The sequence below is a fragment of the Streptomyces sp. SAS_281 genome (assembly GCF_052542855.1).
In genome coordinates this window covers 1-8,945 of the sequence record NZ_JBMNDO010000196.1, presented here as the reverse complement: position 1 = coordinate 8,945, position 8,945 = coordinate 1, and the positions used below count along the sequence as shown (strand labels likewise).

The 8,945-nt window shown below is 72.4% G+C and carries 7 protein-coding genes; 6 read left to right on the top strand and 1 reads right to left on the bottom strand.

All coding sequences use genetic code 11. The features are described from left to right. Nucleotides 1–455: response regulator transcription factor (locus ACN6LM_RS36905; protein ID WP_445069796.1), on the top strand; the 455-nt coding region annotated here is incomplete at its 5' end. Beyond that, nucleotides 452–1,801, top strand: coding sequence for a sensor histidine kinase (locus ACN6LM_RS36900; RefSeq protein ID WP_445069795.1), 1,350 nt, complete (start codon nt 452–454; stop codon nt 1,799–1,801). The genes ACN6LM_RS36905 and ACN6LM_RS36900, both read left to right, overlap by 4 nt. Here ACN6LM_RS36900 and ACN6LM_RS36895 read toward each other — a convergent pair. Next, nucleotides 1,707–3,221: an aromatic amino acid ammonia-lyase gene (locus tag ACN6LM_RS36895; RefSeq protein WP_445069794.1), complete on the bottom strand. Its 1,515-nt coding sequence runs from the start codon at nt 3,219–3,221 to the stop codon at nt 1,707–1,709. The two genes, ACN6LM_RS36900 and ACN6LM_RS36895, sit on opposite strands and share 95 nt — an antisense overlap. A 63-nt stretch (nt 3,222–3,284) precedes the next feature. Here ACN6LM_RS36895 and ACN6LM_RS36890 point away from each other — a divergent pair, with 63 nt between their 5' ends. Genes ACN6LM_RS36890 through ACN6LM_RS36875 form a run of 4 tightly spaced genes read left to right on the top strand, consistent with a single transcriptional unit; the run spans nt 3,285 to nt 8,914 of the window. Further along, nucleotides 3,285–4,859: an NAD(P)-binding domain-containing protein gene (locus ACN6LM_RS36890; protein WP_445069793.1), complete on the top strand. Its 1,575-nt coding sequence runs from the start codon at nt 3,285–3,287 to the stop codon at nt 4,857–4,859. Continuing rightward, nucleotides 4,856–5,926 (top strand): alpha-hydroxy acid oxidase, encoded by a 1,071-nt coding sequence (locus ACN6LM_RS36885; RefSeq protein WP_445069792.1) that lies wholly within the window; start codon nt 4,856–4,858, stop codon nt 5,924–5,926. Before ACN6LM_RS36890 ends, ACN6LM_RS36885 begins: the two co-directional genes overlap by 4 nt. Next, nucleotides 5,920–7,290, top strand: a complete 1,371-nt coding sequence (locus ACN6LM_RS36880) for a cytochrome P450 (protein ID WP_445069791.1) — start codon at nt 5,920–5,922, stop codon at nt 7,288–7,290. The genes ACN6LM_RS36885 and ACN6LM_RS36880 overlap by 7 nt, the downstream gene beginning before the upstream one ends. Before the next feature lie 40 nt (nt 7,291–7,330). After that, nucleotides 7,331–8,914, top strand: a complete 1,584-nt coding sequence (locus ACN6LM_RS36875; protein ID WP_445069790.1) for an MFS transporter — start codon at nt 7,331–7,333, stop codon at nt 8,912–8,914. The last annotated feature ends 31 nt before the right edge of the window (nt 8,915–8,945 follow it).

The following is an 8,945-nucleotide window of genomic DNA, read 5'->3' as shown; positions in this document are numbered from 1 at the left end:
GTTCCCGTGGTGTGCACACGCCCGTACTGCTGCTGACCGCGATGGGCACGGTCCACGACCGGGTCGACGGGCTTGACGCCGGTGCCGACGACTACCTCGTGAAGCCGTTCGACCTCGACGAACTCAGCGCGCGCTTGCGAGCACTGTGCCGACGGGCCCTCGATGCCGCCGACGTACTCAGAATCGGCTCGGGGCACCTCTACGTCGGGCGCAGGGAGGTGGAGCTGGCGAACGGCGAACAGGTCGCCCTGGCTCCCCGGGAGTTCGCTCTGCTGTGGGCACTCGCCTCACGCCCCGAAACGGTGTACTCGCGGACGGAGCTGCGCCGGATGGTCTTCCACGAAGCGCCCGCCTCGTCCATCGTCGACACCTATGTCTACTACCTGCGCCGCAAGCTGGGCAGGCGCGTCGTGCGCACGGTCCGTGGTCTCGGCTACCGGCTGGGGGCACTGTGAACCCGTCGGCGTCGGCCGAGTGGGCGGCGGTGCGGCGGGCGCGCCTGCGGATCGCCGTGATCACGGGGGCGATCATCACGTTGCTGGTCACGGTCGTCGGTGGCGTGGCGCACACGGTGATGGTGGACGCGCAGAACGATCAGGTGTGGCGCGAGTTGCGGTACGGCGCCATGTACGGCGACCCGGTCAAACCTCCCGTATGCACCTGGCTGTACGCACCCGGCGTGGAGCCCCTGTCCAACGCTCCGCTCGGATTCCCCGTGCGCGCCGACATGGAGGAGGTCCTCGGCACCCGTGAGGCCGTGGAGCGCACCGTGAAGCGTGACCACACGGTCTATCTGGTGCGTACACAGCCCCGGGCCGACGGAGAGGTCGTGCAGGCGGTGTTCGACATGCGCTTCCAGCTGGCCGACCGCAGCCATCTGTGGTTCGCGCTGGCGGTGGCCGAAGCGGTGGGGCTGCTGGCCGCGGCCGTCACGGGAGTGGTCCTCGGTCGTCGTGCCGTGGCCCCGCTGGCCGAGGCCCTGACCCGGCAGCACCGGTTCGTGACGGATGCCAGTCACGAACTGCGCACCCCGGTCACCCAGGTGCACACGCGGGCTCAGATGCTGGCCCGGCAGGCGGCCGACCAGGATCTGCCGGGCCCGCATCGTGACACGCTGGCCCGGCTGGTCGCCTCGACCGGGCGGCTCGGCGAGGTGCTCGACGACCTGCTGCTGTCCGCGAGCCTCGCGGCCGGTCCGGCACGGCGATCGGAGCACCGGCCGGTGGAACTGGTCGCGCTGGCCCGGTCGGTGGTGGCCGAGGAATCCGACCGGGTGGGCGCGCGTCGTCTCACCGTCGTCGTGGACGGCCCCCCGCACCCTCTCTTCGTCGAGGGCGTCCAGTCCGCGCTCCGCCGTGCCGTCGGTGAGTTGCTGTCCAACGCGATCCGCCACACGCCTGCGGAGGGGCGGATCGAGATGATCCTCTCGCGGTCCGGAGGGACGGTGCTCCTGGTCGTCGCGGACACCGGGCCCGGGTTCGATCCGGCCGCGGTGGAGCAGTTGTTCCGGCGGTTCCACCGCGGCAGCGGCGACGGACGGTACGGGTTGGGGCTGGCGCTGCTGCGGGAGGTCGTCACGCGCCACGGGGGCACGGTCGCGGCCGACGGGCGCCCCGGCCAGGGGGCCCGGTTCACCATCCGCCTCCCGGAGTGCGCGGCCCCGCGCGGTGTCGCGGCCGAAGCCCAGCGGGTCGAGGCGCGACCGGTCACGGCGCTTCGTGCGCGGCGACCAGGCGGGCCGCGGTGCGGACGTCCCGGTCCAGTGGGCGGTCCGGGTCGACCGGGGGAATCGCCTCGCTGAGGGCGTCGAGGAGTTCCGCGCACCGGGGCGCGGTGGGGCGGCGGGCGCCGACGTGGACCGCTTGGCGCAGACCGAGCGCGAGCGATCCGGTGAGCAGGCCGAGCAGTTCCGCCATGTCGTAGGAGCGCAGGGCGGCCTGGGTGCCGAAGGGGACGACGTCCTGGTTGTGCAGGTTCGTCGGCAGGCTCTGCATGCCGGCCGGTGTGGCGTTGCGGCGGATCTCCGCGACGAACGCGGTGGCGGCCAGTTGCACGCCCTGGAGCCCGTGCTGAAGGCCCGGCGCCGTGGCGAGCATCGGTGGCAGTCCCCCGTTGCGCGCCGGATCGGTCAGCAGGTCGAGCTGGCGTTCGGCGAGATTGCCCAGCTGGGCCGTCACGGACGCCAGCAGATCGGCCGCGAAGGCGGCGGGCTGACCGAAGAAGTTGCCGCCGTGCACCACCTTGCCCTCCCGGTCGCCGTGGCCGGGAAAGAACAGCGGGTTGTCGCTGACGCCCTTGAGGTCGGCGGCGACCACGCCGTCGACGTAGCACAGCGCGTCCTCCGCGGCACCGAGCAACTGCGGGGTGCAGCGGATGCTGTACGGCTCCTGGAGCGGCCGGCTTCCCGAGGGGCTGAGGCCGGTGAGGGTCCGCCGCATGCGGGCGCCGGCGTCGACCGCTCCGGCGTGCCCGTACGCCCGGAGCAGGTCGTCGTCGAGGAAGGCGGGGTCGCAGCCCAGCAGGTCGGCCAGGAGGCAGCTGAGGACCGTGAGCGAGCGGTGTGCGTCGCGGACGCTGTCGCGGGCGAGCGCCAGGGCCGCGGTGGTGACGGAGGTTCCGTTGACGAGGGCGAGCGCGTCGCGGCCGTCCAGGTCGAGTGGGCGGAGCCCGGCGGCGGTCAGCGCCTCGCCGGCCGCCATGCGGCGGCCGTCCAGATAGGCGTACCCGCGGCCGCGGAGGGCCTGCGTCGCGTAGGCGAGCGGGATGAGGTCGCCGCTCGCGCCGACGGAGCCGTAGCGGGGGACAGCGGGCGAGAACGTCGTCGCGAACATGTCGGTGAGGCGGTCGACGACCTCGCCGGAGACCCCGGAGAGGCCCTGGGCGAGGGACCAGGTGCGCAGCAGGAGGGCCGCACGGCAGATCTCGTGGGGAAGGTCCGGTCCCTGGCCCGCCCCGAGGTGGGCGAGGGTGTTGTCGCACTGGTCCGCCTCGTCGGGGCGGCCGGCGTACCCGACGAGCGCACCGAAGCCCGTGGTGGCGCCGTAGATGGCGGGGGACCCGTCACCGTCGCCGTGTCGCAGCCCGTGGAAGAAGCGGCGTCCGCGGTCCACACGGGCTCGGGCCGGGGCGTCCACGGTGACGGTGAGCGGTGTGGCGGCCCGGCGCAGGGCGGCGGAGTCCGGAGGGCCGGTGAGGGAAAGGGCGTCCGTGGTGGTCAGCACGTCCGGAAAGGTAGGCGGGGAATCTCAGAGTGCTCTGAAATCGAGTGGCTAGCTTCCCGGGGCATGACCCATGACTATCTGATCATCGGTGCGGGGCCCGCCGGACTTCAGCTCGCCTCCCTGCTGGAGCGGGACGGCGAGGACTACGTCGTCCTGGAACGCGGCAGCGGTCCGGGCACGTTCTTCACCCGGTTCCCCAGGCACCGCTTCCTCATCTCGAACAACAAGGTGCACACCGGTTACGACGATCCGGAGCTGAGGCTGCGGATGGACTGGAACTCTCTGCTGAGCGACGATCCGGAGCTGTTGTTCACCCGGTACAGCCCCCGCTACTTCCCGCCCGCCGACGACCTGGTGCGCTATCTGTCGGACTTCGCCGCCCGGACCGGGGTGCGAGTGCGGTACGACACGGAAGTGACGAAGGTGTCGAAGCACGGGGAGGGCTTCGCCGTCACCGACGGTACCGGCAAGGTGTGGCGGGCCCGGCACCTGGTGGTCGCCTCCGGGATGCCCGTCCCGAACCTGCCCGCGATCCCGGGCGTCGAACTGGCCGAGCGCTACGACACGATCGAGACCGATCCGCAGTCCTTCACCGACCAGCGGGTACTCATCATCGGCCGGGGCAACTCCGCCTTCGAGACGGCCGAGAACCTGATGGAGACGGCGGCGGTCATCCACCTCGTCGGCTCGGGCTCGCTGAAGATGGCCTGGCGGACCCACTATGTGGGACATCTGCGCGCTGTCTACAACAACTTCCTGGACAGCTACCAGTTGAAGTCGCAGAACGCCCTTCTCGACGGCCGGGTCCTGGCCATCCGGCGCGATCAGGACGGTTTCCACGTCCCGGTCGCCTTCGAGCGGGTCGACGAGGTGGTCAAGGAGATCCGTTACGACCGGGTGATCGTCGCGACCGGCTTCCGGTTCGACGCCTCGGTCTTCGACGACACCTGCGCGCCGGACCTGATCGTCGACGGCCGTTTCCCCGCGCTGACGCCGCTCGGCGAGTCGGTCAACGTACCCGGTCTGTATTTCGCGGGGACGCTGATGCAGGGGCGCTCGTTCGGGAAGGCGACGACCGGCTTCATCCACGGCTTCCGCTACGCGGTGCGCGCGCTGTACCGCGGACTGCGGCAGCGTCACGCCGGCGTGCCCTGGCCCACGACGGCGATCGGGGATTCCACCGAGCGGGCCGTCGACGCGGTGATCAGCCGGGTGAACCGTTCCTCGGCGCTGTGGCAGCAGTTCGCCGTCCTCGGTGACCTGCTGTTGCTCGCCCCGGACGGCACGTTCCGCTACGCCGAGGAGGTGCCCGTCGACCATGTGCCGGGGGCCGTGCGGGCCGGGGACTTCGGTGAGGTGGAGGCGTACGCGGTGGTCACCCTGGAGTACGGGGAGGACCACGACCGGGTGGACCCGTTCGACGTCGGTGCCGGCCGCAAGTCCCAGCAGGACGTGTCGGGCCTGGACGGCCGCTATCTGCATCCGGTCGTCCGCTGGTACCGGGACGGCGAGTTCGTGGCCGACCACCACCTCACCGAGAACCTGGAGAACGAGTGGGACAGCGAGGAGGTCCACCGCGCCCCGCTGGACGCCTTCCTCACCGCCCGGCGCAGCCCGGCCGCCACGGTGGCGCCGTGACGCTCCGCGAACTGCGCGAAAGGGCCCGGAAGGTACTGGACCCGGTCGTCTACGACTACGTCGCGGGCGGCGCGGGCGAGGAGCGCGCCCTGGCCGAGAACGAGCGGGCGTTCGACCGGTACGCGCTGCTGCCGCGGGTGCTGAGCGGTGGTGAGGGGCGGGACACCGGCGTCGATCTGCCGGGCGCCCCGCAGGCGTCCCCGGTGTTCGTGGCACCGACCGCCTTCCACCGCCTGGCGCACCGGGCCGGCGAGCGGGCGACGGCCCGTGCCACCGCTGCCGAGGGCGCCGTGCTGGTGACGGGAACGGCGGCCACGGTCGCGGTCTCCGATGTCGTCGCGGCGGCGCGCGAAGCCGCCCCGGACCCGGCCGTGTGGTTCCAGCTGTACCTGCACCCCCGCGCGGAGGTCACCGGAGCGCTCGTCCGGCGCGCCGAGGACGCCGGCTGCACGGCCCTCGTGGTGACCGTCGACTCGCCGGTGTTCGGGCGGCACACCCGGGACCTGCGCAACGGGTTCACCGACCTGCCGCCCGGATACGCCGCGGAGAACATGCGCGGCCTGCCCGGCGCCGGACCCGGTGCGCTCACCGCCATCCCGATGTCCGCCGCGCTCCGCTGGCCGGAATTCGCCGAGGCCGTGCGCGGCACCTCGCTCCCCGTGCTGGTCAAGGGCGTGCTCCATCCGGACGACGCACGCCTCGCCGTCGAGCACGGTGCGGCCGGGGTGGTCGTCTCCAACCACGGCGGCCGCCAGTGCGACGCGGTCCCGGCGGCCGTGGACTGTCTGCCGGCGGTCGTCGCGGCGGTCGCGGGCCGGGTCCCGGTCCTGCTCGACGGCGGGGTGCGCCGGGGAAGCGACGTCGCGGTGGCCCTGGCGCTCGGTGCGAGGGCGGTCGGCGTCGGACGTCCCGTGGTGTGGGGCCTGGCGGCCGACGGGGAGGCGGGCGTGCGGCGGGTCCTCGCGACGCTGCGCGACGAGTACGACCACACGCTCGCCCTGTGCGGTGGGCGCCGGAACACCGATCTGAGGCCCGGCATGGTGGTACGGAAGGGTGGAACGTGGTGAGGACCCGGACGGGTACGGACGCGTGGTGGCTGCCGCGCGCCGTGGTGGCGCTGCGTGTCCGCATCTTCGAGAAGGTCAACGGGGACCGGGCGGTGACCCTCCCGAACGCCACGCACGGTCCGGAGGTGTTCGAGCGGGTGTACGCCCACCCCCACGCGAACGGCCGGAGCGAGGGGGCGGGACTCTCCGACCTGTTCTGGTACTGGCTGGCGCCGGGGCCCGAGGTGCACCAGGAGCACTTGGAGCCCGGTACGCGCTACCAGGACGTGGCCGCGACGACGCGGCGCATCGTCGCCGGGAACTCGGCGGATCTCACCGCGGCTGCCGCCCGTGCCGTGGCGGATGCGCTGGACGCGGTGCCGGACACCCGGATCAGTCTCGTACGGCTGCGGGACCTGGTGATGCCGGCATGGGCCGCGTTCTGCTACGAGTTGGTCTTCCAGGAGCCGTGCCCGCCGGCGGCCCGGAAGCTGATCACCGCGCATGCCGACGACGTGATATCCGCTCTGAAGTGCACCGGTCTGCGCCACCCCCGCCGCCGGGCCCGGCTCAGCGGCTACCTGCGGGACCGGGTCGAGGCGGGCCACGTCCCGCACCGGCTGCCGCCCTCCCTGTCCGTGCCGGAGCAGGTGCACTACCTGCAGGGGACTTTCTTCAACACGGCGGTCGTGCAGCTGTCCGAGGCGACCGCCCACGTGCTGCTCGCCGTGGCCCGCCACCCGGAGGTGCAGCGGCGCCTCCGCGCGGATCCGGAGGACGACGGATATCTGACGCGGGTGCTCGACGAGACGATGCGCCTGTATCCGCTGTTCGGCATCGCCCACCGCATCACCACCGGGGACATAGCCCTGGACGCGGAGACGGTTCTGCCGACCGGTTCCGTGGTGTGCTTCAGCTACCCCGGCTACCACGCCACCGGATACGAACGGCCCGGCGAGTTCGATCCGGACCGCTGGGCGGACCTGGCCGTCAAGGACGCCCCTCACATCCCGTACGGCGTGGCGGCCAACCGCCCCTGCCCGGCCTGGCGGCTGTCGCCGCTCGCGCTGCGCGCCGCGGTACGGGAGGTGCTGCACCGGTTCCGGCTGGATTCGTCGGCCTCCCACACCCGCTCCATCCCGCACCGGGCGCCTTGTCTGCTGATCCCGCGCGGCCTGCCGCCCCGGCCCCGCCGTCTGGGCGCGCTCCGCGGGTTCGTCCGGCTGCGGGACGGGGTGGAGGACGTCACCCGGGGCGTCCGCCAGCTGCTGCTCGGCACGGTCATGGTCCTGCACGCCCGCACACAGCGCCCCGCCACGCGGTATTTCGAAGAGCGGCGGACCGGAGGGTGCCCTGTGCCCCAGGTGGAGAGAGGGAACGGATGACGCCCCATGAGCCGTGCCCGGCCTGCCGCGAGGTGAGCGCATGACCTCGCCCGCCCGGCCCCCCTCTCTGATCGCCCGGCCGCTGATGTTCTGGGCAGGTGTGGCCCTCACGTGTGCGGGTGTCGGCCAGCACGTCTGGATGTTCGTCGATTCCAGGTCGATGGGCTTTCACATGGCGATGATGGGGATGTCCGGCGTGATGTGGGCCGCGATGGCCGCCATCGTCGTGGGCGTGGTGATCTCCGGATGCGCGGTCGTCCAGAGCCCCGGTGCGGCCGAGGCCGGGGCTTCCGTTCCGGGCGGGACATCCCAGGCACACCGGCGCCGTCTCATCGGTGTGCTGAGCTTCGCGCTGATGGTGGACCAGATGAAACCCGCCACCCTGGCGTTCATCCAGCCCGGCATGCGCGACGAGTTCCAGCTCAGCGCCGCCGAGATCTCCTGGCTGCCGACCGTCGCGCTGAGCGGCACCGTCCTGGGATCACTCGTCGGCGGCCGCTCGGCCGACCGGATCGGACGCAGGGCGACGATCCTCATCGCGTCCCTGCTCTTCCTCGGTACGACGGTGTGCGGGGCCATGCCGTCCTTCGGCGGCATCCTGGTCATGTGCGCGCTGATGGGGATGGCGGCCGGCGGCATGCTGCCCGTCGTGTACGCCCTGATGACCGAGAGTCTGCCGCCTGGGCGGCGCGCTGCCGTCATGGTGCTGCAGGCCGGCCTCACCACCACCGGCGGCTATATGGCGGCCTCCGGACTGGCCTCGTTGCTGATCCCGTTGACGGGGTGGCGCGTCCTGTGGTTCGCGCAGCTCCCGCTGGTGCTGATCCTCATCGCGCTGAACCGCTGGATCCCGGAGTCGGCGGCCTTCACGGCCCAGCGGGCCCGGCGCGGGCACGTCCGCGCCTCTGCCCTGTTCAAGCACCCTCAGACGACCAGAACACTGGTCGTCAGCGGTTACGCCCTCGCCTGGGGCCTCGTCTACTGGGGTTTCATCACCTTCCTGCCCAGTCAGCTGGAGGCATCGCACGAGGGAGGCATGTCCGCCGCCACCCTGCTCTTCCTGTCCTCACTGCTGTCCATCCCGACCTGTGTGGTGGCGGCGTGGCTCTACAAGCGCTGGTCGGCGAAGGGCACCATGGTCCTGTACGCGGCCCTCACCGTCGCGGCACTGCTCGTCCTCGCCGCAGTGGGGATGGACGGCAGCGAGCCGGTTCTCCTGACCGCCGTGATCCTGCTGTTCGCCGGTACCGCCGGGGTGATCGCGCTCATCGGGCCCTACACGGCGGAGATCTTTCCCCTGGCCATCCGGGGCACCGCCGGCGGCTGGGCGGCGGCCGTCGGCAAGTCCGGCGGTGCCTTCGGCCCCCCGCTGATCGCACTGGTGCTGTCGGCGCCGGGGGGCATGCGCACCGCCGCGCTGCTCGTCGCGCTGCCGATGGCCCTGGCAGGCGGAGCCGTGGCGCTGCGCGGCAGCAACCCGCGTACGGCCGATGGGTCTCCCGATGAAACCGTTCGGCTGGAGGCCGAACTCGACGCGCTGGTGCGCGGTGAGGCCGTTGCCGTCGAGCGGGCCGATCCGACGGCGCCTCCCACGGGCCGGAACGGCGGCGGCGCGAGGCCCTGAGCGAGGCGGAAGGACCGGGCTACCGCCCTCC

Excerpts from the sequence above, each read along its gene's own strand:
- ACN6LM_RS36890 (WP_445069793.1), top strand. The coding sequence starts at position 3,285 with ATGACCCATGACTATCTGATCATCGGTGCGGGGCCCGCCGGACTTCAG.
- ACN6LM_RS36875 (WP_445069790.1), top strand. The coding sequence starts at position 7,331 with ATGACCTCGCCCGCCCGGCCCCCCTCTCTGATCGCCCGGCCGCTGATG.